The sequence below is a fragment of the Myxococcus sp. AB025B genome, assembly GCF_006518215.1.
Lineage (GTDB): Bacteria > Myxococcota > Myxococcia > Myxococcales > Myxococcaceae > Myxococcus > Myxococcus fulvus.
On record NZ_SRLW01000140.1, the window covers coordinates 1 to 25,321 of the forward strand.

Annotated in this window: 2 protein-coding genes; both read left to right on the forward strand. The window is 66.0% G+C overall.

Annotated features, from left to right (window positions below; genetic code table 11):
* The first annotated feature begins 125 nt into the window (after positions 1-125).
* A complete protein-coding gene (locus tag FL311_RS23005; RefSeq protein ID WP_141327938.1) occupies positions 126-4,481 on the forward strand; it encodes an RHS repeat domain-containing protein in 4,356 nt (1,451 codons plus the stop codon).
* A 1,316-nt stretch (positions 4,482-5,797) separates the two neighbouring features.
* Positions 5,798-25,321: Ig-like domain-containing protein (locus FL311_RS23010; protein ID WP_194869333.1), on the forward strand; the 19,524-nt coding region annotated here is incomplete at its 3' end.

Sequence of the window (25,321 nt, forward strand, 5' to 3'; positions counted from 1 at the left end):
TCCCTCCCCCGAACCCCCTCCGAACCAACTACACAAGATTCGGGACTTGACCGTCGCAGGGCGCTGGCGGCAGCGTCGCAGCGAGCGTCCATACCACCGTCGATTACGACGGTGCTGGACGCGTGGTGAAGCAGCATGACGTCGTCATGGGAACGGATGAGCGCTTCGAGTACCACGACGTGCTTGGACGTCTGACGCGATATTCGCGGACGATTTTGTCCGCGGAAGGGCCGCTCACGCTCGAGGAGGAGCGGCGGTATGAAGATGCGACGGTCGCCAGCACCGGTCTGAGAAAGGTGGCGATATCGCGGACCATCCAGATGGTGGGTGGTCAGGATCGTCACGAGCAGACCGAAGAGTATTACGACGTGGCTGGCAGGCTCCGTGAGCAGGTTCGCTTCATCGCAGGGGCGCGGGCCACGTGGAAATACACCTACAACGAGCGTGGGCAGGTGCGGACGCTCGTCGCGCCAACCGAGGGCCAGGCGACAGAGACCACGACCTACCATTACGACTCGGCGGGCAATCTCTACCGCACCGAGGCGCCGGGTGATGCGAACAATCCAGCGGCGATCACGGAGACCGTGGTGGATGGGGAAGGGCGCGTCATCCAGCAGAAGGGGCCGCACCCCGATGCGGACTGGCGGTTCACCTATGATGCGTTCGGGCAGCTCTTGTCGAAGGAGCTGATGGCGACGGTGGGGAATCCCGTGGGAGGGCGTTGGTCCTTTGCGTATGGGTTGCAGGGGAAGACGGACGGAGATCTCACGGTGCCTGACAGCGCCGTCGAGGAGACGGACCCGCTGGGTTACAAGACCTACCGCTTCTTCAATGCCCGGTATCAGCTCGTCAAGGAGGTGCGAGAGGACGCGCCGACCGTGGCAGGCGGCGAAACGAGTACGAGGAAGAACACGACCACGACAACCTATGCGTATGCGGGGCCGTGGCTTCAGAAGCAGGTGCGAACGGAACTGACGGATGGGACTAATGGGCCTCCTTCTGTCCTGACCATGGAGCACACGAAGTTCGATGACCGTGGGCGCTCTCTGGCGTGGAGTGAGCGCTGGCAGCGAGGTGCGGACTCGTACGAGTATGTGACGAAGTCTCCATGGGCTGGGCGCACGGTGACAGTGGTCCAGACGGGGACTGTCAGTGCCTCCCCCGAGGTGGTGCTACCGCTGCGGAGCTTCACGGTGACCACCAATAGCCTGGGACAGGTCATATCCAGGGAGCAGGGGGGCCTGACAGATGCCTGGAGCTATGATGCCGCAGGCACTCTGACCAAGGAGCAACCGGCGGGTCGGGCTGCCACGCGTTACACGTACGATCAGGGGCTGGTCGTGGAGATGGCCTTTGGCGAGGGGGCGCTGACTGAGTACACGCGGATGACCTATCGCCTGGATGGGCGGCTCAAAAGCGTAACGGACCCTGCTCAACGCGTCCGGTCACTTTCCTATGGCCCTCGTGGCTTGATGGTCCGCGAGACCTTCGGCAGGGATGGGGTGTTCACGGACACGAAGTACGCATATGACGCCGGAGGCAATGTAGCGAGTATCGCGAAGGACCCTGACAACCCCGGCGACGCCTGGCTGTATAAATACGGCCCTCTGGGTGAGTTGTTGAGTGTGACACTTCCCGGGCTGACTGCCTTCACGTATGGGTACGACGGACTCCGGCGGTTGACGAGCATCCAGCGCCCGCCCGGAGGAGTACCTTCGGAGTACTTCGAGTATGACTACCTGGGACGGACCACGAGCCGGGTGCGCGGTACGTCGAACTGGTCGACATCCTGGGTGAATGGCGTCCAACAGGTGACGAGCCCGGACAACTCGGAAGAGGCGGGCGGAAATGACCGTGACCTCGTTGAAACCCTCGTGGATGGCCGTGGCCGTCCGGTCTGGAAGACTTTCACGCCCGGTCCCTCCTCTGCGCCACAACAAGACATCACGAGGTTGGCGTTCGCCTACGGTGCGTCCGACGAACTCGTTCAGGCTCATGAACACCGAATCAGCAGAGACGTGTTGAATACATTCAGCTACGATTCTCGCGGGCGACTCACGCAAGTGAGGCGAGGGAAGGACTCGGAGTCTGATCGCGAGGACTTGGTCGAGTATGCGTATGCGTTGAATGCCGATCTGCTCAAACAGCGGGTCTCGGGAGTGGCCGAGGTTGAGCCACTTCTGGTGCAGGAACTCGAATACGACCTGCTGGGCCGGATCAACAACGTGAAGACGCGTAACGCGGGCGAACTGGCATCAAGTCGCACCGTCGAGTGGGAGCGTGGTGGTGGTCAAATTGTACGAGTGGCAGACGCCTCACTGGTCGAGCGGTGGTGTTATGATGGCAGAGGGTTGCTTGAGGCGGTTCGTACAACTGCTAGGGATGCGGAGGTAACCTGCGCGCAGTCCCCGTCTTCTTTGAAGGTGGGATTCCGCTACACGTACGACGCTCGTGGAAATCGTATTCACGAAGCCGCCCAGTTTTCCGACGCGCAGGGGGCTGTGGTCAGTGAATCCACTGAATACGGTTACGACAAGGCGGATCGTCTCACAGGGGTGCGGTATCCTGACAGCTCGGCTGTCCTATACAAGCTCGATGGCAACGGAGCGCGTCTTGGCGAGCGACATGTGTCGAGTCACTCCGGCTCGTTGTTGGAGGCTGGGTATGAGCAAGTTTCTTCGCCGGAGCGCCAGTTGACGTATGGATTTGATAGTGCTGGAGGGCTTAAGTCTATTGACGACTTGGCAGTAGATGGTTCGACTCGTCGCTTCGCTACGATCTTCACAGATGGAGCAGGTCGTGTGCGACGCTACGAGCGAACGGGAACTGACAATACTCAGCACGAGTGGGATTCAGATGGCAGGCTGACGCTGGTTCGCATCGAAAAGTCTGGGCCGGGGGAGGCTCAGACACCCGTGATAGTGAAGTATCGTTACGGTTTTGACGGCCTTCTTCGTACGCGAGTGGCGGTTGCTGGTGCGAGTCATTACGTCTGGGCAGGGCATGAGTTGGTCGAGGAGCAGCTTGCTCGCGGGGTGAGACTGCACCAGGAGAGAGTCGGTGGAGTGACTCTCTCCGTCGGCGACATCCGAGTGCTTCATGATGGGCTTGGCAGTGCAGTAGGCCGAGTGATGCCAAGCGGAGTCTTGACCGAATACCGGTACGACGCATGGGGCAACTTCCGCAACGGAACAGAGGTGGAGCCCGATCAGCCCAGCATTGGATTCACTGGTCATCTCTACGATCAGGAACTGAAGAATTGGTATGCCCAGCAAAGGTGGTTGAGTCCTGTGACAGGGGCCTTCCTGGCTGAGGATCCGGTGCGAGCGGAGAGCTACTTGACCACGCCAACAGAGTTGAATCCGTGGCTCTACGCCCGGGGGAATCCTTTGAAGTTCACGGACCCGGATGGGCGCTCGGCCTGCTTCGATGGTGAGGACCACGGTAGGTGTGAGGCTCGGCTCCATGCTACTGGTAGATGGAAAGGCTCTGTGTTCGACTCGTCCAGTAGGCTAGGACAGTTTCGTGGGAAATACGAATTACTAGAAGAACAGCGGAAGCGTGAGCTTGAACACAATGTTCGGGCGGCCGTGCTAGCTGTGGGTGTTGGCGTTTCACTCGCTGCCCCTCCGGTCGCATTGGCACTGGTTGAGGGGCAAAGCGTATCTGCACCCGTGGCTGCTGTGGGATTGTGGGGGTCTGAAGCTGTTTCAGGTGCGGCGATTGAGTATGGCATTGGGGCTGAAGTCACACCTGAGGGGGTGGCGGTCAATTTGCTGACGGCTGGCATGGGTTCGCTGGGATTTTTGGGCTACGTTGATGCAGTCAGATTGCCGTGGCGCAGTGTTGTCTCAGATGTGTCCGAACTGTCTTTTGTCGGCCGAGAAATGGAGGCTTGGGCAGGTGGGGCGCGAAGCACGAATAGAGGGGCGAAGCCTTTTTTGAAGGGCAAGTCCGATCTTTCGCGCCGGCATGTTCCGCAGACTGGGTCTCACTCTTGTGGTGCAGCATGTGGCGAGATGGCTGCTGAGCACCACGGCGTTCAGGTGACCGAAGCTAGGCTGACGGAAGTCCCAGAGTACACTCCTCCCATGATAGACCCATTACAGTCAGAGAAGGACCTCAATACGTATAATAGATATGCGGGGTACACGGCAGCTGCGCTTCGCGATGCGCTCAATCGAGAGGCTCCCATTTCTGGGCGAATCTGGACGGGACAAGATTTGCTGCCCGAAGGGGCTGGTGTAAAGATGCGAGTGCAGCCGCAAGAAGTGCTAATGGCAATTGAGAAGGGGCTTCGGGCTGGGAATGGAGTCTTTATTGCTCGCCTGGACTATGGTCAGCACTGGGTGGTTGTGGATGGGGTGTCTGGGAATTTGGTGTATGTGCGAGATCCGGCGATGCCTGCGGCGGATGCTTGGCCGCTTGAGAGGTTCGCTGAGAGGTTTACTGGGCTTGGTCTCTTTGCCGCTCCGAGGTGATGCGAATGGAAGTTGTAATTGTCGATGTCCGACGTGAGGGCGAGGATCGATGGATTGCGGACTTGAGGTTGGATGAGAGCCTGGGGCGCATCGTGCTGGATTTCAATCCTCCAGGAGGGGATAGCGCCTCGATTGATGTTCAGCCAGGTCAGTTAGAGGTTACTCGTGAATGCAAAGAGGCAATTTGGCTCATTCGTAGAGTGCGAAAAGGCGAGTGCTTGACGGTCCCGCACCGCGTCGACGTTGAGGATCGGTGGCCAAGTTGGCCGTCTGTGAATGAGTTTTCTAGCGAGCCACTGCAGCGGTCTCGAGACATCGTCCTCCTGAAGATAGAGGAGGAAGCACCCGGAGTGTGGGCGGCGGAAGTTCTTGTGGATGGTTTGCCGGAGAGACTGGTGGTCCAGTTGGCTGGAGTCGAAGGACGATATGTGCTGGTGAGATGTAGCGGCAGGTTGCGTGCTGCGTATGAGTTTGTTGATGTTTATCGTGTCTTGGTTGATGCGAGCGAAGGCAGGTGGCCTGCACTGCCAATGCAATTCGCTCGCGGCTTGCCAAGTTGGTTGAGGGACAAGGGCGAGCGATAGCTTGGTGATGAACCGAGAAGGTTGGTTGGCGCTGAAGTTTAAAGGTGTGGGTATTGAGGTGGTGCGGGCGGAGGGATTGTGAATTGTTTGAGGTTGCTTTGTGCGCGCGCAGTCCTCATCTTGGTGTGCCTGGGCTTCGCCCTTGCTGCCAATGCAGAATCGCCTGTGGTGACGGGAGCATACCCCCTTGCCGCGCTGCGTGCTGGATCTAATAGCGTCGAGTTCGCCTTCGATATCGAGAATCAGGTGTCGCAGATTCTCGTTTCAGTGGAGGGAGGCTCCTCGTCGCAGGGAACCTTTGTTTCTCTATCGCATATTCGCGTCGACCGTGACTTCGCCAGCGCACTTCCGTTTCATCTCCTTGTCCCGCTGAGTGCTCCGTTTCCTGCGGATGGGGTCCTGGCGATCACAGCGACTCCTGTCGGTCCTGACTCTGTTTCTGGTGCTCCATTCTCTGTTGTTTATGATGCGAAAGTCAGTCCTCCTGGATTCGGTGTAAACCCTGTCGCGATTCGTGCGGACCCAACTTCGAGAGGCCTTGTTCTCGAACTCTCCTACACAGGACAGATCGCTTCTGCGGTGTTGTCCGTGCTTGGGGCTTCTTCTCTCGCCCTCCGCACATCTCTAGGGGATTTGAGCGCAGTGGAGGCTGAGGCTTTCGTTTCTTCTCGTCGCCTCGTGGGAAGGCCTCGGAGTAGCACTCCTGGCCGCATCCAGTTTTTTATTCCTACAGTGGATGGCACAGTTCCGCCTGATGGCGTCGTCATTGCCGATGTTGCTCTGCAAGACCCATTTGGCCGCACTGTCCACACCTCCGTCGTCGAGTTCACCAACGCTAACTCGTTCGATCCGCTCGTCTCCATTCAGGCGCAGCCCGGCTCTCTCTTGATCAATCAAGTCGGGCGCCGCGAGCAACTCAATGTCTTCGGGAACTTCGCCATTGCGGGGGAAGTGAACCTGTCGGGCGGGCGTCATGGCGTCCTCTATTCTTCAAGCAACCCGACCGTTGTCGCTGTGACGCAGTCTGGTGAAGTCATCGCGTTGGGGCAGGGCGATGCAAACATCAAGGTTTCGTATGCTGATCACGTGACGGAGGTACCTGTCTTCGTCACCGACTCCTCTCGTATCGTAGCGACGCGCATCGCACCGAACACGGTAACCCTGGAACGCGTCGGTGCTACCCTCCAGCTCAAGCTCGAAGGACTCCTGGATGATCCTGTCTCCGGTCGAGTCGTCGATCTGTCCCCTGCAACCTTGAACACGGTCTGGAGTTCGAGTGACCCGGCCACTGTTTCTATCTCCGCTGATGGCAAGCTGACTTCGCGTGGCGTGGGCTCCGCTGCCATCACGGCAACTCATACAACCGCCGAGAATATCGTCTGGCGCGAGGAGATTCGGGTTGAAGCGCTCAATGGCGCTCCCCAGGTTCTTCTCTCCGGTCCTGCGTCAACCACCGCCGGTTCCAGCTTCGAAGTTCGCGCCACCGCATCCGATGACGTCGCCGTCAAACATGTCGTCTTCTTCGTCAACGGCGTCCCGACTGCCGAGGATGACTCCGCCCCCTATACCCTGAGCATCCAGGCCCCACCTGTCGCAGGCTCCACGCTGCGCCTGGCCGCCATCGCGGTCGACTCGCGTGGCAAGTCCTCTACCCAGGCCACTCTCGATACCAAGGTCCTGCCGCCCTTTGGACCCAGTGCGATGAAGGTCGTCTATGAGCATCCCGCTGCTGGGGCGAGCCTCATCGAGGGTCTCCCTCATACGCTTCGGGTTACCAGCGGTGACTGGGCCTCCGGCTCATTGTCGCCTCTCGACTTCCAGGCAGTTCGATTCACCGTGGATGGTGCTCCCGTCGGTGTTGCACAGGTCCCGCGTGTGGAACTGCGCCCCATCCCCAATTCCAAGCCGCAGCAGCTCGCCACCGTTCCGATCTGGGAGGTCAATTACATCCCGCCGCCGGGCTCGCAAGGATCGAGCGCTGTCATCCAGGCAGTGGCCGTAGACCGCCACGGCGCCACGGCGCCTGGAGCGGCGCTCATGGTCCGCATCGTCGGTAATGCGCCTCCACTCATCACCCGCCGCAGCCCCTTGGGGGATAGCGTCGAAGTCACCGAGGGCGTCCCGCTCTCCGTCGAAGGGCGTGTCAGTGACGACGCGCTCTCCTTTGGCGTCAAGGTGGCGTTGCTCGTCAATGGGAACGCGGTCGGTGTCACTCGACTGGACCAAGGAGGCCAGGGAGGCGTCACCTTGGGAGGCCAGGACTTCAAGCTCTCGTGGACGCCGCCTCCCGGAAGCACAGGCCGCCGTTATCGCGTCGAGCTTCAGGCCGTCGACCACGCAGGCCTCGAACGCCGCGTGGGGTTCGAGGCGGTCGTCAAGGCGGATGGTCCACCGTCCGTATCCGTTCTGACCCCTGTCGCGAATGCCTCGTTCATGGGAGGCACTCCCATTGTGCTCACCGCCGCGGCGACCGACGACAGCGGAGAGCCTCCGCAAGTGACGTGGAAGGTGAATGGCCAGGCTGTTGGGCAGTCTTCTGTTCCACCGTACCGTGTCTTCTACGTCGCTCCCGCTGTGCCGCAGGGATCGTCTTCTTCGCTCAACCTGGAAATCACGGCGGTGGCCCGGGATGCCCAGGGGCATGTTCGCGAGAGCAGTGCCATCCCTGTTTTGATCACCCGGGATTCGTCTCCTCCCTCCGTCTCCATCCTGACGCCAAGCCACCACGCCCAGGTTCCGAACTCGCAGGGGCTTCTCGTCACGGTCGCAGGGGTCGACAACGTCGACGTGGTGAAGGTGGAGATCTACCTCGATGACGAGCAGACGGCTTTCTTCACCGATAATGCTCCTGGGAAGAACGCAGGCGTCGCCGGCTCATTCGTCAGCCATGTGGTCATTCCGGCGGAGAAGTTCTTCCAAGGCGCGCTCGCGAAGGAGCAACTCACGCTGACGGCCCGCGTGGTCGATGCGGCGAACAATCACTCCGAGGCGCGCCACACGGTCTTCCTCAAGGCGGACAGCGCTCCTTCCCTGGAGTTCGTCAGTCCCGCTCCAGGCGCTGCCGTCACGGCCGCTACCCGAATCCCCATTGTCCTGCATGCCAAGGACGACGTGGCTGTCTCCCGCGTCGACCTCTATGAACTTCGCGGCGGCACCCGCCATGCCGTCAGCTCCTCGAACTTGTCTCCTTACCGGTTCGACCTGTTGCTTCCGTTGGCTCCAGGCCCGTTCACCCTCTTGGCGGAGGCATTCGATAGCGCGGGGCAGAAGAACGCGGGCGAGGTCTCGCTCACCTTGAAGGTGACCGCGGACGATGAGCCGCCGATGGTGGCTTTCCGCAGTCCTTCCGAAGGCAGCACGGTGTTCGCCGGGGCTGGACGAAGCGTCGATGTGGTGGTCGTGGCCACGGACAACGTTCACGTCAAGCACGCCTCGCTCTACCTGCGAGACCCGGCGGCTTCCAATGGCTCATCGGCTTCCGAGGTGCTGGTGGGCTCGGGGCCCATCACGGGGACGACGGAGGGAGGGCTGTACCAGGTCTTCAAGTGGAAGCTGGACGTTCCCGCCGCGTACGAAGGAAAGGCACTGAGTCTTCGCGCTGTGGTGGCGGACGACGGGAACCGCACGGCGGAGCGCACGCTCTCGCTCCGAGCCACCAAGAACGCTGCCCCCGTTGTCTCCCTCATGTCGCCCTCTCCCCGTACACCGGTGAAGGAGGGACAGGACGTGACTGTCACCTTCACTGTCGCCGACGATGAGGGTGTCGCGAGCGTCGCCGCTCGCTCGGGTGGCACGACACTGGAGCCGTTCATCGGTCCCATCGATGTTTCCGTGCAGCAGCGGCTCGTGGTGCGGGCACCCATCGTCGATTCATCCACGCCCGCCGCGGCGCGGTCCGTGGGTGTCGCCGTCAAGGATGTCAGCCCCGTGCCTCAAGTGGGCCATGCGGACGTCGTCCTGGACATCGTTGATGACGTGGAGCACCCCACGGCCCTGTTGATGGCACCGATTCCGACGGCCTCGGAGCAGGTCATCCAGGTTCCCTCCAACGGTAGCCTCGGCATGCGCATCGAGGTCTCCGACGACGTTCGAGTCTCACGCGTCGCGTTGTTCCTCGACTGTCCGGAAGGAGTCCCCGGAAGTCCGGCGCCAAGCTGCCCTGAGTTCATCCCGCAAGACCCGACGCAGTCCTTCCTCCGCGCCACGCAGGAAGACTTCGAGGAGGTGCGCGCGCCCAATCCGCAGGGGCCCGGGGACATCCTCGTCAGCCGTCGGTACGTGGGCACGTTCTCCGGAACCATCTCCTTCCAGCCGCCCGAGGATGTTCGCTTCAAGCCCGTGCCGGTGAGGCACGTCCTCTTCGCCCGCGCCTATGACCCCGCAGGCAACTTCACCGACACCTCGAAGGTGGTGTTCGAGATTGTTCCCGTCGAGGACAAGCTCCCTCCTGTGGTTCGAGTCGCGCTCGATGGTGTCCCGGATGCGCGGACGTGTGTCGCGGGGGCCACGGTGAAGCTCGGTGTCCAGGCGTCGGACGACACCACTGTGCAGTCCGTGTCCGTTCGATTCGATGGCGGCGAGCCGCTGGGTGGGCTGGTGCAAGAGCCCTCGACGTTGCCGGCTGACCGGGTCTCCCTGAGTGGCGATTTCGTCCTACCCACCTTGACCACCACCGAGTCACGCACGGTGAGCTTCGAGGCTACTGCGGTCGATACGCACAACCGCAGGTCGGTGGCGTCGTACTCCTGTTTGTTGGTCCCCGACACGAAGCCCATCGTCCGGTGGGTGGCGCCGACGAGCGGTGAACTCATCGAGGAGCAGCGTTACTCGGGCTCGCTGGAACTCCAGGACGACGTTGGGCTGCAGGCCGCATGGTTGGTGGCTTCGACATCCGAGGTGACCTCGGTGTCCTCCAACTCGTTGACGCTCGCCGCTCCGTCACTGGCGACGGAGGGTTCATCCTTCGATGCCAGTGCTTTCGCCTTTTCGAAGGCCTCCCTCACCTTCGGCGTGCATCCTCTCCCGTCTGAGACCGTTGCTTTCGTCGTCGAAGGAGAGGCGGGGGCCTTGCGCCTGACACCTCACGCTCCGGTTGGCAATGAGGGCGCCCCAGGCGTCTTGAAGCTCAAGGTCTCCGGGGCGACCCAGGGCTCGCAGGCACGTGTGACCTATCACCTTCGCCTCAAGGACAATCTCTCCCCTGATGACCGTGCCGCGCTGGAGATCTTCAAGGCCCGTTTCCCTTCGGGCGATTTCTCCCAGCCTCGATGGGTGGCGTTGAGCGCCCAGCCGGATACGGCAGTGGACATCGGTTTCGATGCACGGGTGGTCGAGGTCGAGCAGGTCCAGGTCGAGCTGCTGCGCGCCTTGGGTGACGCGAGGCCCGTGCTCGTCTCCAGTCTCGCCGTTCGCTATCAGGCGGGGCAGCCGTACCAGGTTCGAACCATCGCGGCAGGGCAGCAGATCGCCGTGGATCCGCTTCCGCTGGACCTCAAGGCAGGCGTGCTCACCTCGCGCCAGGTGGGCTTCCGCGTTCCGGAGACCTGGACCTCGTCGAGCGTGAGCTTGACGGCCGTGGCGGTGGATACTCGAGGTGGCACGTCGCGGACGACACGCGGACTGAGCGTGGTGCCCGACACCGTGGCCCCCCAGGCGTCCATCCTCGGCATGGCAGAGGGGGCATCGGTCGTCGTGGGGCAGCCGCACTCGGTCCGGGTGCGCGTGTCCGACAACGCGAGCCTCGCTCGTGTCCGCCTCCTCGTGGATGGCATTCCCCAGGGAGAACAGCTCCTGGTGGGCACCGCGCAGGAACTCGTGTTCCCTGTGACGCGCGAAGCGCTGGGACCCGCCGAGCTGTATGTCCAGGTCTGGGATCGTGCTGGCAATGAGTCCGTCTCCCTTCCTTCCTATCTCCAGGCTGTTCCGGACGGAAAGCCGATGGTCCAGCTCGACAGGCTGGAAGCTTTGGGAGAGACGCTGCATCGCACCGAGTTGGAGAGCGGTTTCGTCCGCTTGCTCCAAGGTGGAAATGCAACGCTGTACTTCACGGTGAAGGATGACGTCGGCGTCAAATCCGTGACCACTGCCTTCGGCTCGGAAGCGGCGCGGACGCACTCATTCGTGCCTTCTGTGAAGGCCGAGCAGCGCTCCGTGGTGTTGACGCCGCCGCTGGGTGCCGAGGGACAGCCCTCGGTGCTCACGGTGACGGTGCGCGACACCGCAGATCACGAGCAGAGCATTCGACTGGTGGTCGAGAGTCGCAGGCCGCGTGCTCCCGAGCTGGCCTTCCTGGAACCCGCGGCGGATGCCTCGCTCGTGGAGGGCAGCATCCAGCTCCGGTTGGGAGCGCTGTCCGCGGACGACACGCGGGTGACGGGGGTCGAGTTCTTCATCAACGACAAACCCGCGCTTCAACTCCAGGAGAGTGACGGCATCGCGGTCCCGACATTCTTCAATGAGGAGGGTGATCCCGTCGCCTCGGATGTCACAGTCCGCGAGGCGCTGGCACGTCTGAACGTGGTGCCCGAGGAGATTTCCCGCTTCCGAATCTTCAGGGGCATGTTGTCCCTGCCCGCGGGCTTCGTCCGGCTGGATCCGAATCGCTCCGAGAGCTTCATCCAGCTCCGCGTGGAGGCTCGGGATCTTGAGGGCAGCCGCGCCACGGTGGAACGGAGGATTCGGGTCGTCTCCGACTCGCGCTTGCCTGTCGCGAGCATTCTGCGCCCGAATCTGGGCCGGGACGTCGTCGAGGGGACGCCCGTGCTCGTCCAGGTCCAGGCGCACGACAATGCCTTCGTGGACCGGGTGGAGGTCTACGCGGGCCCCAGCGCGGAGTCCCTGGAACTTGTCCACATCGCTGGAGGCTTCCCCTCAGAGAACGCACTGCCGGGCTCCGCCTTCGACGTGTACTCGCCGGTGGTGACCTTCCAGCACTCGGTGCCGGAGCTGGCTCGGCTTGGAGGTTTGGACAATGTCCCGTACTTCATCGCCACCCGGGCCCGTGATGTCTCGGGGAACTACGGGGAGATGGAGTACCAGCAGATTGACGTGGTGAGGGACCGCGAGCCCGCGCTGTCCATCCTGTCCCCAGCAGATGGCTCGCGCGCCGTCGCGAAGAACCCGCTCCCGGTGGTGATGTCCGCCGAGGATGACGTCGCCATCACCTCGGTGTCGCTGTTCCTGGACGGTGCGACGACTCCATTCGCGACGCTCTACCAGGCGCCCTTCTCGTTCCTCGTTCCTGTTCCGGAGACCGAGGGAGGCACGCTTCGCCTGCAGGGACGGGCGAAGGACAGCTTCGGTCACGAGGTCGTCTCACAGCTGGTCGTCCTGACCGTGGCGGAGGACCAGTCTCCGACGGTGGTCATCGCCCAGCCCGGGCACGAGAGCGTCGTCTACGAGGGGCGTGACCTCTCCGTGCTCGTCGCCGCGCAGGATGACGTGGAGGTCCGAGGCGTCGAGGTCACCGTGGAAGGTGGCCCGAGCGGACCGCTCCACTTCGTCAGCACCACGCGTCCCTATACGTTCCGGGTCCCGCTGCCGCATGGTTCGCGTGACCACCGACTCACCATCAACGCGAAGGCTCGGGACTCCGCCAACCAGACGACCCGTGCGCAGCCTGTCTCCGTCAACGTCCAGGCGGATACGACGCCTCCGACGGTGAGGTGGGCCTCGCCGGCTCAGGGCTCCGCGATCCGTGAGGGCTTGAGGCTCGACGTGGAGGCTCGCGCGGAGGACAACGTCGGGGTCGCGAGCGTGACGATCTCCGCGCAGGTGGGATCCGGCGCGCCAGTCGAGGTGGCACGCTTCGCCGCGCCGCCGTACCGCTTCTCCTATTCCGTTCCCAAGGCACTGGTGCCCGCGGGGGGCGATTCGGTCCCCGTGACATTCACCGCCAAAGCGGTCGACCTGAGCAATCTGAGTGCGACCGCGAACGTGACGGTGAACGTGGTGGATGACGAGCCGCCCACCGTGGCGCTGGTGGCTCCCTCGAAGCCCGTGGTGGTGGGGCAGCCTGCCATCTTCCGCGCGGATGCGAAGGACTGGGTCGCGCTCTCACACGTGACGTTCCTCGTGGGCCCGGCGCCAGACCGCCTCGTGGAGGTGGGGCGCCTCTTCATCGCGCCCTTCGACTACACCTTCATGGCGGAGCCGTCCCAGGTGGGGCAGCGGCTGTGGATGGCGGCGCGGGCCGTGGACTCGGCCGGTCAGGCGACGCTGTCCGCGCCCGTGGACTTCACTGTCCGGCAGGATCAGCCGCCCACGGTCGCGTTGACGCGCCCCGAGGCTGACAGCGTCGTCTTCGCGGGCGCGCGCATCCGCATGGAGGCCAACGCGGTCGACGCGGACAGTGGCATCGCGTCTGTGTCCTTCTTCGTCGACGGCCGGAAGGTGGCCACGGCCACGACGCCGGCGGGCATCCCCGGCAGGCCGAGCGCCTATGTCGGGAGCTTCGTTGCCCCGCTGGGAAGCGGGAGCAGGACGTTCGACGTCATGGCGGTCGCGGTGGACATGGCGGGGCAGGAGACCGCCTCCGCCATTCGGAAGGTGGGCACGATTCCCGACACGACGGCGCCCGAAGTCGAGCTCATCGACCCGCCGCACCTCGATATCGTGACCGAGGGCGAGCCGTTGCTGCTGTCCGCGTTCGCGGAGGACAACGCCGCGGTCGACCGGGTGCTGTTCACCTCGACGCGAGATCTGCCCGGTGGCGGGGCGGTGACTGAGGAATTGGGTTCCACGGCGATGCCGGTCCTCGCCGGCTCAGGGCGAACCCACTATCGCTACACGTGGCTGCTGCCGACGCCGATGGCGGGCCAGCAAAGAACCCTCCAGGCGCACGCGCGGGACCTGGCTGGAAATTCAGCCGTGTCGGGCGTCGTCCGGGTGGAGGGTGGAATGCGCCCGACGCGTCCTCCCTATCGCCCGTTGGGCGTCTCGGGCGAGAGCCTGCGACTGTCCGCCCTGGCCTTCGATGGCAGCGCCGTGGGCGTGGTGGGCATCACGGGCGCACCGTGGGGCGCCCCCGTGACTCAGGGGGTGGAGTTCTTCCAGGTGTCAGACGCCGCACAGGAACCCGTGACGGGGCTGGCAGCACACGCCCTGGACGGTGTGCCGGTGGCCTCCGCCTTCCACGAGAAGCGGGCGCTCGTCAGCGTTCGCCACAGTGCCGCGGGGCGCGTTGGAGAGCTCGTGCTCTTCGACACGCGAGACATCGGGAACATCAAGCGCGAAGGGATCGTCGACCTGTCGGGGCCCGAGGTCGGGGGCGTGGCCGCGACGGGGCAGCTGGGTTTCGTTGCCAACGGGCGGGTGGGTGTCGTCGTCGTTGACCTCGCGAGCCCCGCCTATCCTCAGCGCATCGCGACGCTCCCCGTGACGGGCGAGGCCCTGGATGTGGCGGTGGCGGGAGACCGACTGCTCGTTGCCGCGGGGAGCGGGGGACTCCGGGTGTTCGACTTGTCGGACCCGGAGCTGGGCGAGCTGGACTTCATTCCGGTCCCTGGCTCGGCGCAGACCGTGTCGGTGGAAGGCACCCGGGCCTTCGTCGGGTGCGCGGGAGCGGCTGCCTCGCTGGTGGTCGTGGACCTGCGGGGGACACCCCGGGTCCTGTCCCTGCTGTCGCATGCGTCGGCGCGGGCGGACCTGCTGGCAAAGGGGCAGCGCTCGGTGGCGGCCCTGGGCAACCTGTCCGTGTCCACGGTGCAGTACGTCAATGCGGAAGGCCGGTCGGTCAAGGGGCTGCTCACCACCTCCATGGTGGACAGCGAGGGAATCGCTTCGAAGCTCGTCCATGCCAACATTCCCGAGGCTCAGGATGTGCTGTTGACGCCCTCGGGCCCGATGACCCTCTTCGGTCACGCGGGCGTCGCGGAATTCACCGTGCCTCGGCTGTTGGTCACCGATGTGACCCCGGAGGACGGCGCGGAGCAGGTGGCGCTCAGCGGTAGTTCATTGAACCTCTCCGTCGGCTTCTCCCAACCTCTGGATGCGCAGACGGTGACTTCCGCGCGGGTCGCCTTGCGCAAGGGTTTGCTGAACAGCGCTCCCCTCGAGGTCACTGTCAGGCTGAGTGCGTCCGATGACCGCCGTATCGAGATCATCCTTCCGTCCGGCGCGGTCCTGGACCCCGACACCCTGTACTCCATCACGGTCGAGCCCGGCATCCGGAGCCCGTCTCCTTTCAGCCAGGAGTTGGAAAAGCGCTTCATGGCGCGCTTCCGCACGGGGACCACGGCGGGGGATGCACCGCGGGTGAGCGGTGTGGTGCCCAGGGCGGGACCGGTGGATGGTGGAACGCTCGTGAAGATTTCCGGCGCGCACTTCGAGAAGGGCGCCCGTGTGTACTTCTCCGGTGTCGAGGCGACGGACATCATCGTCGACAGCGATGGCGGCTTCATCATGGCTCGCAGTCCGCGCCAGGTAGAGGGGCCCGCGCGCGTCACGGTCGTCAACCCGGGTGGACTCCAGGGGAGCTTGCTGGGCGGCTTCGTGTACATGGACATCCTCCAGGTGCATCAGGCCAGTCCGTCCGCGGGCCCGCTGGCGGGTGGGCAGGAGGTGGAGCTGACCGGAGCAGGTTTCCAGTTGGGGGCGGAGGTCTATTTCCGTGGGCAGTCGGCGCAGGCGCCGCAGGGAGGCAAGGCGCCCCTGGTGACCGTGCTGTCACCGGGACGGATGCGTGTGACGACGCCTCCCGGGAGCTTTGGCCCGGCGGATGTCGTCGTCGTCAATCCAGACGGTCAGCGCGCGGAACAGCAGGGTGCGTACCTCTACTCGAATCTGTCGGCGCCGACGCGAGTCGCACGGTACACGCCCCGCGTGGATGGACCTGAGTTCCGCCCTTTGGATCGGCTGCCACAGGGGCGTCCTGGCCAGGTGGTGTTGGTGGATCGCAGGGCCTACCTGCTCTCCGACGCCTCAATCGAGCCTGGAGCCAGGGACATCACCGAGGTTTTGAAGCGCAGCGTCCTGGGTGCCCTTTCCGTGGTGGACGTCTCCGTACCTGGGAGGGCCAGCGTGATGGGCGGCGCGTCCTTCCCACCGCCGTACCTGCCCAGGGCACTCGCCGTGCGCCAGGGCGTCGCGTACGTGGCCGCGGATTCCGAGACCGTGCCCGCCGTGGACCTGGCGGGAGAAGGCGGCCCCTCATTGCTCGTGGTGGACGTGAGTCAAGGGTCGCAGCCTCGGCTCGTGTCCGCGCTGCCGTATGAAGGGCAGGCACTGGAGGTCGCCTTGGTGGACGACCTCGCGCTCGTCGCGGCGGGCGAGGGTGGCCTCGCGGTGTTCTCGCTCGTGGACCCCTTGCGCCCCTCGCTGCTCGGCTCGGTTCACTCCTTCCTGCTGAAAGGGAGTGTCCGGAACGTTTCCATCCAGGGCGTTCGGGTGATGGGACGATACGGAGTCCTCGATGCATCCAGCGCTGGCATGAGTGCCTCGCTGGTGGTGGACCTGGCTCGCCCTGGCTTCCCGGTCGTGGGCGAGGGCCCCGCGCTGGGAGCGCTGGCGCTGTACGAGGGCATGGGCCTCTCCGCCGTGAACGACCAGGCGAGCGTGGTGTCCCTGGTCCCGCCGACGCAGCCGCGGAGGATCGCTCCGGTGCCCGCGCTCGTGGGGACCCGCTTCTCCAGGTCGGACGTGGGCCCCCACCTGGGCGTGAGTGGTGGCGGCAGCGTGGTGCAGCTCACGGCGGTCTCCGAGCCGACGGCGCCGCTCCCCATCGATGCCGTGGACCTCTGGCCTGCGACCGCCCTGGGCGGCGTGGCCATGGACCGTGGACTTGTGGTCGCGTCGCTCCGGGAGGTCTACACGCCCGCCAACCAGGTCGCGCCCAATGATGGGTTGGCCATCATCGAGGTGCCGTTCCCGGCGGTCGTGTCCACGCAGCCGCGGGCTCACGAGACAGGCGTGCCCAAGACGTCGAGCGTGGTCCTCGACCTCAACATGCCCGTCGCGGTGCCAGGGCGGCTCGACGTCCGCTTGTTCAAGCTGAGTGGCTCCGTCGAGGGGGAGCCCGTGACGGCGACGGTCTCGATTCCCGAGGGGCGTCCTGCGCGCATCGTCCTCACCCCCGCGAACCTGCTCGAGGCGGGGTTTCGCTACCGCGTGGTCGCCACGGGGCTGAAGGGGACTGCCGACGGCTCCCAAATGCCCGGTCGCTTCGTGATGGAGTTCGAGGCGTCGGGTGAGACGGTGTCTCGTCAACCCGTCGTCCAGGCCCTCTCACCACGTGAGGGCCCCGTGGCTGGAGGGACGCTCGTCACGCTGACAGGGAGTGGCTTCCAGGAGGGGCTGGAGGTTCGTTTCGGTGGCGCTCCGGCGGTGGTCGAGTCCCTCTCGCCCGTGGAGGTGAAGGTCAGGACGCCCGCGTCGTTGACGGCGGGGGCGGTGGCGCTCGAGGTGCGCAATCCGTCGGGAGGCACGCTGATTCGCGCGGGCGCGTTCCTCTACACCAAGCCCCTGGAGTTGCTCGCCATCTCCCCGGGACGAGGTCCCTCGACGGGGGGGGCGAAGGTGGTGTTGACGGGCCAGGGCTTCACGACGACAGGCTTGATGCAGGTCCTGTTCGATGGCGCACCGGCTCTGCGCGTGCGCACGCTCGGCATGGAGCGCATCGAGGCGTTCACTCCCAATGGGCTCCGGGGCGCCGTGGACGTGACGGTGGTTCATCCGAGTGGCGCCCGCGCCACGCTGCGAGACGCCTACATCTTCGACCAGCCGACGGATTCGGCGGTCGCGTTCCAGGGTGAAATCCGCGACATGGTGACCATCGGTGACCATGTCTACATGGTGGGCTCCCAGGGGCTGCGCGTCGTGGACCTCTCTGGAGTCCATCGCCTCGGGCGCCTGGCGGGGACGCCGATTCCGCCCGAGCGGCGCAATGAGCTCGTGGACGAGGACGGCGACCGGGTGGATGACCGCATCGTCGGCACCTGGAGCTTCGGTGGTGGGGAGTTGCTCTCCCTGTCGTATTCGCCAGATGGGCGTGATCGTCTCTACGTGGGGGCGGGCGTTCGCGGCCCAGAGGGGACCTACGTCAGGGCGTTGGTGGTCGAGCTGGACATCTCGCGTCCGTTCGAGCCCCGCCAGGTGTCCGTGACGTCTTCGGGGTCCGGCGCGGTGTTCGGTCTGGATGCGCGAGGAGATCGCCTGCTCGCCGCGGCGGGTGTGGCGGGTCTGCGCGGCTTCGACATCACGCATGGGCCCTTCCTCCTGAACCTGCTGCCGTCCCCAATCGGGCCGACGGAGGCTGGGGGGCCCGACGTCTCCGCCCTCGCGGTGGAGGATGGTCTGGCCGTCGTGGGTTCCGGACGGTGGATGCCGGGACAGCGTTTCACGGGCGGCAGACTGCATACGGTCCGGGTGGACCGGGCCTTGCTGGCTCAAGACTCGCTGTCGCTCGACGTCCAGCGGGTTCGCCTGCGCCGGGACCATTGGGCGGTGGTGGCGGCGGGCAACGAGGGCCTCGTCCTGGTCGACGTGTCGCGGCCCGACGACATCCAGCGTGGGCCTTCCCTGGGCACCGATGTGCTCAAGGGGTTCGCATCCGATGTCCAGCTGGTGGGCGACCTCGCGTACGTCGCCGTCGGCGCGGCGGGGGTGGCCGTGGTGGACCTGAGCAACGTGCTGAGCCCTCGGCTGCTGCACCATGTCGCTGGAGCGAGCGGCGGTTCCGCCGAGCGTGTCGCCGTGGCGGGTGGCCGCGTGGTCAGCGCGCGCGACCTTGGAACTCGTGGCTGGTCCCTGGAGTTCGGTCCAGCGGCCGAACTGACCGTGGTCTCCGCGAGCGTGACGGCGGGAGAGGTGGTGCCTCGCGACCTGTCTTCGCTGCTGCTTTCCTTCTCGTCGACCATCACGCCGGAGAGCGCTCGCGCCGCGGTGTCGCTGACCGTCGATGGCGAGGAGTGGGTCCGGACGGGCACGCCTCGTGTGGAGCTGGAGGCGGGGAGTCCGTCGGAGCCGGCCAGCACCGTCGTCCTCCGCTTCCGTCCCGAGATGCCACTTCCCGCGGGCGCCCAAGTACGTCTGGCGGTGTCCACGGAGTTGCTGACACCGGATGCCCGACACCTGCTCTCGCCTTTCGAGGTGGTCTTCGAGGCGGCATGGGCCGATGGCCGTCGCCCGTTGATTGGCCAGGTGGCGCCGCGAGTGGCATCCACCGAAGGCGGTGTCCTCGTCGAAATCCTCGGAGAGAACTTCGCGGAGGTGACCACGGTCCTCATCGGTGGCGCGGTCGCGCAGGTACTGCCGACGGTGCCGCACGACCCGACGCGCCTGCGCGTCAATGTTCCGCCGGGGCTCCCTGGACTCGCCGACGTGGTCGTCCTCAACGGTGAGCTCGATGCCCTGGGACGGCTCGTTCCGGGCACGGGGTCCGGCCTGCTGGACCGCAGGGCTGGCGCCTTCCTGTACAAGTCACCGCTGTATCTCGCGATGGCGACGCCACGCTTCCTCGACCCGAAGGGCGGCAGCCAGATGCGCGTCGTGGGAGATGGCTTCCTGCCGGCCTGGGCCTACGGCGCCCTGGGCGCCCCCCGTGTCTTCGTGGGTGGCATCGAGTCTTCCGAGGTGTCCGTCGTGTCGACCACGGAGCTGCGCGTGACAGCGCCTCCTGGCTCGTTCGATGCGCGGGAGCGCTACGCGAGGGTCCGAGTCCTGTCGTCTCTGCCGAGGAACACCGGCGAGGGGGGCACCGCGGTGTTGGATGAGGAGGCGACGCTCAATCAGGCCGTGAGCCATGGCCTTGCTCGAGGCGGCGTCGTGGATTCGCTGCCGCCCCCTCCCACGCCGGGCGAGGTCTTCGTCCAGTCCTTCGTTCCGAAGTCGCTGACCGTGGACTCGGGCAATCCGCTGATGCTCTACGCGTCCGCGGGCGCATCCATCGCTGGCAACCGCCTCCCGACGGATTACCAGGGGACGTACAACAAGTCGGGACGCTACTTCGACGCGTTCGTGGCGGGTGGGTTCGACGTCCAGCGAGCGGGCGATCCCAAGGCGTCCCTGGAGGTGCGTGCCTCGCCCGAGGCCGCGCGCGTGGATGTGCTCCAGGCCATCCTGACCGGGTATCTGCCCGCGGAGACGCCATGGCCAGAACTGGACCTCACGCCGGACTCCCTCGATATCGCGACGCGCGATGAGCAGGTGCTTGTCGCCAATGGCTCGGGCGGTCTGGCCGTGGCGCGTTCCACGGGCACTTCCTTGGAGGTGTTGGGGCGCGCGAAGTTCGGGACCTGGGCGGAGCCGCAGTTCGCCACGCGACTGCTGGCGACTCCCATGGGTGGCTGGGTGGCGTTCAATGGCATGACGCCCAACCCGCCTCCGGGCGCCGGCCTCTGCCTCGGGCACGAGCCGGCGGCGGGGACGGGTGGGGCCCTGAGGCTCGTCGACACGCGCCATCCGTCGGACCCGTTGCTCGTGGGGAGCATCCCCCTGGAGGAAGAGCCGTTCGGCATGGCCTTGGGCGGCGGCCGGCTCTTCGTGGTGACCGGTCACCATGAGGGTGTGCACTACTGCAACAACCCGGAAGGTGGCTTCCCGCCGCCGCCGGACTACTCGCTGGGCGGTGGCGCTCGTGGCGGTCAGCGCACGACGTATCACCACGCGGGGGAGGCTCCTCGCGGGGCGCTCGAGATCTATGCGTCCGCGCATCCGGGAGCGGCCCGGGTGAAGCGTCTGGAGTATGCGGCCACGCTCTCCGACGTCGTCGTCGTGGGCGACACGGCCATCGTCGCCGCGGCGGAGCTCGGGGTCCTCTTCTTCGACATCTCGACTCCGGCGGACGCGAGGGAACTCACGTCCCTGCGCATCCCCTTCGACGAGCGCCTGTCCAACACGCCTGGAGAGCCGCAGCGGTTGCGCCTGCTGGGAGACATGCTCTTCGTGTCCTCCAACCGAGGTGGCGTGCTGCTGGTGGACGTGGCGGACCCACGCCACCCCGAGCTCATCAGCGGCGGCAACACCGAGGTGGCGTTCGACACGGCGATGGTGGGGGACCGGCTGGTGCTGGCGGGAGGCGACAGGCTCACGGAGCTGGTCGTGCCCTTCTCGTTCGTCACCGAGGTGGTGCCCGTGCGTGGCTCCATCATCTCCCCCGACAGTCCGGAGTTGCTCGTCCGAATCAACCGTCCCATCCATGCCCCGAGCATCCATGCGGGCACCGTCCAACTCGTGGACATCGAGGGACAGCCGGCGGTCGGCGCGGATGGCCAGCCGGTGGTGCTCACCTTGACGGTGGAGAATGACCTGGGCACCCGCCGTCACGGCGTGAGGGTCCGTGTCGAGGGCACGCTGCGGCCGCAGACGCAGTACGTGCTGCGCATGACGACCGGTGTGACGGACCAGGCCGGTGGGAGCTTGTTGCGTTCCTTCGCGGCGGGGTTCCAGACGGGGGCGGCGAACAGCCGGCGGCCCTTGCTGGCGGGGCTGGAGCCGCACAGCCTCCCGCGCACTTCGGGAGGCAGCGTGACGCTCCGAGGCCGGGACTTCACGGGTACAGAGCGCGTCAGCTTCACCGTGAGCGGGCATGCGGCCCGCGTGGTGGACTGCTCGCTCGGAGGCAGCGGCTGTGTCGTGTCCTCGGATGGCACCGCGCTGTCGCTCGATGCGCCGGGCGCGGAACAGACGGGGCCCGCGGACGTGAAGGTCGTCCATCCGGGAGGGCCGTCCTCGGAGCTCGCCTCGGCGCTGTTCTACCTGGAGCCGGTGGCGGAGGCCCAGGCGACGTTGTCGCCGGACCATGGCCCCGTGGGAGGAGGGACCCGGGTCACGCTGGCGCTCGACCGCGATGCGCTGATGCCAGGGATGTCGGTGCTCGTGGGCGCGGAGCCCGCCGAGGACGTGGACATCCTGGACCTGCGGACGGTGCGCTTCACGACGCCCCGTGCCGACGAGGCGGGGCTGGCCACGGTTCGGGTGGTCGACCCCGGCCAAGGCGCGCCTGGGGCGGCCGGGTCGCCGGTCGCGACCTTCGCGTACGACATGCCGTTCCGGATGAACCTGGACCTGCCGGGCTATCCCCCCAAGCAGGTGTCCGAGTTGCGACGTGTGAGCGATACGTTGTTCGTCGGCGTGAGCGCGCCGTCCCAGGCAGTGGGGCTCGATATCTTCGACATGGGCCTCGAGGAGCGGCCCATCCGCCTCGGCGGAGTGGTGACGGAGCAGCCGGTCCTGGGGCTGGATGTCAGTGGGAGCCTGGCGGTGCTCGCGGAGGGGGCGGGCATCTCCGTGGTGGATGTCTCCGAGCCGAAGCGGCCCTATCGGGTGGGCCGGTCGACGACGGGGGGCATCGCCACGGGCGTCAGGATTGAAGGGGCATTGGCCTATGTCAGCGTGACGCACCCTGGGTTGGCCAGCGGGCAGATCCAGGTCTTCGACCTCGCCACGCCGCAGCCGGTGTTCCTGCGCTCGGTGCCGCTGTATCCGGAAGATGGGTTGGCGCTCGAGCTGGGAGTGGGGCGCTTCTACGTCCTCACCTCGAACATCCACGATGGAAGGGCCAACGGTTTGAGGCTCGCCATCCATGACCGCGAGGGGGTTCGCGTGGGTGGCGTGGTGGTCGAGATGGGGCTTCCGGTGGATGCGCTGATGCGCGCGCGCATCGCGGTCCGCTCGGGCCGTGCCTATATCTCCGTGGGGCCGCGCCTCTACGTCTTCGATGTGTCCGTGGAGAATGAGGCCCATCCCGTGAAGCTCCAGTCCACGGCGCTCGTGGCGGAGGGCACGGGGCTGACGTGGTACGGCGGCAGTCTGCTGGTCGCCACGCGTGACGAGGAGGAGACGATTGTCGAGGTGCCCGCCACGGAGTTGTTGGCGGTGGGCCACTCGCCCGTCCAGGGAGCCGTGGCTCCCGCGGATTCGAATGTCCACATCGACTTCAACATGCACGTCGACGCGAGCTCGCTTGTGTCCGGAGGGCTGGTGGTGAAGGCCTTCTCCGCGAGCCATCCGCCTCCTTCGGGGCGTGTGGTGAGTGGAGCGGTCGAGGTGCTCTTCACGGGAACGAGAGGCTCGTCGCTTCTCTTCACGCCGAACACGGGCTCCGCGTTCGCGCCGGGTGAGCGGGTCGAGGTCTCGCTGGCCAAGGGGAGCATCAAGTCCCTGCTGCACGAGTCTGGCGTGACGCGCTCGCTGGCGAGTCCGGTTTCCTTCAGTTTCCAACTGGATGCGGGCGGCCGTCCTCAGCCCGTCATCTCCTCGGTCGTTCCGGCCAGTGGTCCGCGGACGGAGACGACGACGGTGCGCATCGAGGGCTTGGGGCTCGGTGGTGCGGGTCTCATGGTGACCGTCGGGGGAACACCTCTGACCGGGGCCGGGGACGTCGTGTGGAGTGGCGGCACGCCCGAGGCGCTCACGGTGAAGGTGCCTCCTTCGGCTGTCGCGGGGCCCGTGGCCATCCAGGTCGGTTACCCCGACGGAGCGTCGAGCCTGCGGCTCGGCGGCTTCGTCTACCGAGATCCGCTCCAGCTCAGCGCGCCCTTGCCGGACCACGCAGGGCAGGCGGGCGGGGTGGAGGTGGCCTTCACGGGGGCCGGGTTCATGCCGGGCATGGCCATCCACTTCGGTGACACGCCGTCATTCGATGTTCGGGTCCAGTCGTCTCATCGACTCACCGCGGTGGCGCCGCCGCATGACGCGGGCCTGGTGGAGGTCAAGGCCTCCCTGCGGACACCGACCCATGCAGGAGGGGTTCGTGACCATGTGGCTGTCAGCCCTCGGCCCTTCCTCTACGGCGCGGGTGCTGTCGCTCGATTGGAGACGCCGCCGCTGCGCCAGGTCCTGGTGGAGCAGGGCGTCGTCTATGCCTCCATCGGTGGTTCGGTCGAGGTGACGGGCCCGCAGGGCGCCGCGATCTCTGGCGGAGGCACGCGCACGCAGGCACAGGGTGGCGTGTACATCGCGGATCCGTCGGAACCGACGGCCGTCCGGCAAGTGGCGCGCCTCATGTTCCCGGACAGCGCGAGCTCGGGGGCCTACCAGTTGGTGAAGGCGGGCTCACGGCTCTATGTCGCCGCAGGGACGGGCGGCGTGAAGGTCGTCGATGTGACGAGGCCTTCCTCGCCCTCGCTCGTGCACTCCCTGCCGGGCTCGGGAACGACGGTGGGCGTGGCGGTGGGGGGCGAGATGCTCTTCGCCGCGGACTCGGCGGGAGTCCGCGCCTATCGCACCACGGAAGGGGCCCAGCCCCGGTTGACGCATCAGCGGGTCATCCCGGGTGGAGTCACGGCGTTGGCCCTGCATGGACACCTCCTGCTCGTCGCGGCCGAGGGCGCCGACGGAGCCCGGCTGCTCGTCCTCGATGCGCGCCGGGGTGACCTGGCGCAAATGGGCGTGCTGCCACTGCTGGGCCCGGCGACTCACATCACCGCCGAGGGGCCTCGTGCCTTCGTGTCGCTCGGAGCCAAGGCCCGGGTCGCCATCGTCGACCTGTCGACGCCCTCGGCACCACGGCTCGTGGAGGGGCTGGTCCTCGAGGATGTGATGAACAGCGGGCGGGTCTCGGCGGAGCAGACGCGTGTGGCGGGTGGCATCGCTTATGTCGCGGCGGGTGGCGGCAAGGTGCAGCGCTTCCGCGTGCCGGTGGGTGGCACTCCGTCGAAGCTCTCGCACGCCGTGGTCCATGGGGATGCCAGCTCGCTGGCGATGATGGACCGCTACCTCCTGGTGGGCACGCTGGTGCTCGACAAGGGAGGGCGTGCGGTGGAGCTACCCATCCTTCCTCCGGAGGATGGCTCGGGTGGGCTCGCCGGGGCGATTGCCTCGGTGACGCTGGATCATCTCGAGCTCCGAGGCACCCTTCCGTCCGAGGGGGAGACCGTTCCGGTCGGTACCTCGCCCGTGGTGTTGCTCTCGGAGTTGCCGAGCGCCGCCTCGCTGTCGGAGATCCACCTGGAGACCTCGGCTGGCCAGCCGGTGGCCGGGACGCTCGAGGCGCACTCCGAGGCAGGCGGGGCACGCGTGGTGCTCACGCCCACCGCGAGCCTGCAGGTGGGAACGAGCTATGTCCTCAAGGTGGGCAGCGGACTGGCCGACGTCCGGGGTGGAACGTTGGGCGCGGAGGTGGAGGTCCGGTTCCAGACCGCATCCCAGGCGACGCTCGAGGCTCCGACGCTGGTCTCGGTGGAGCCTGCGTATGGCCTGACCGCAGGCGGCGAGACGCTGGACCTCTTCGGAACAGGCTTCCGCGCGGGCTGCACGGTCTACATCGGGGGGCTACGCGCGGGTGCCACCGCGGCTGGGAGCTGCTCGGTGGGGGAGGGC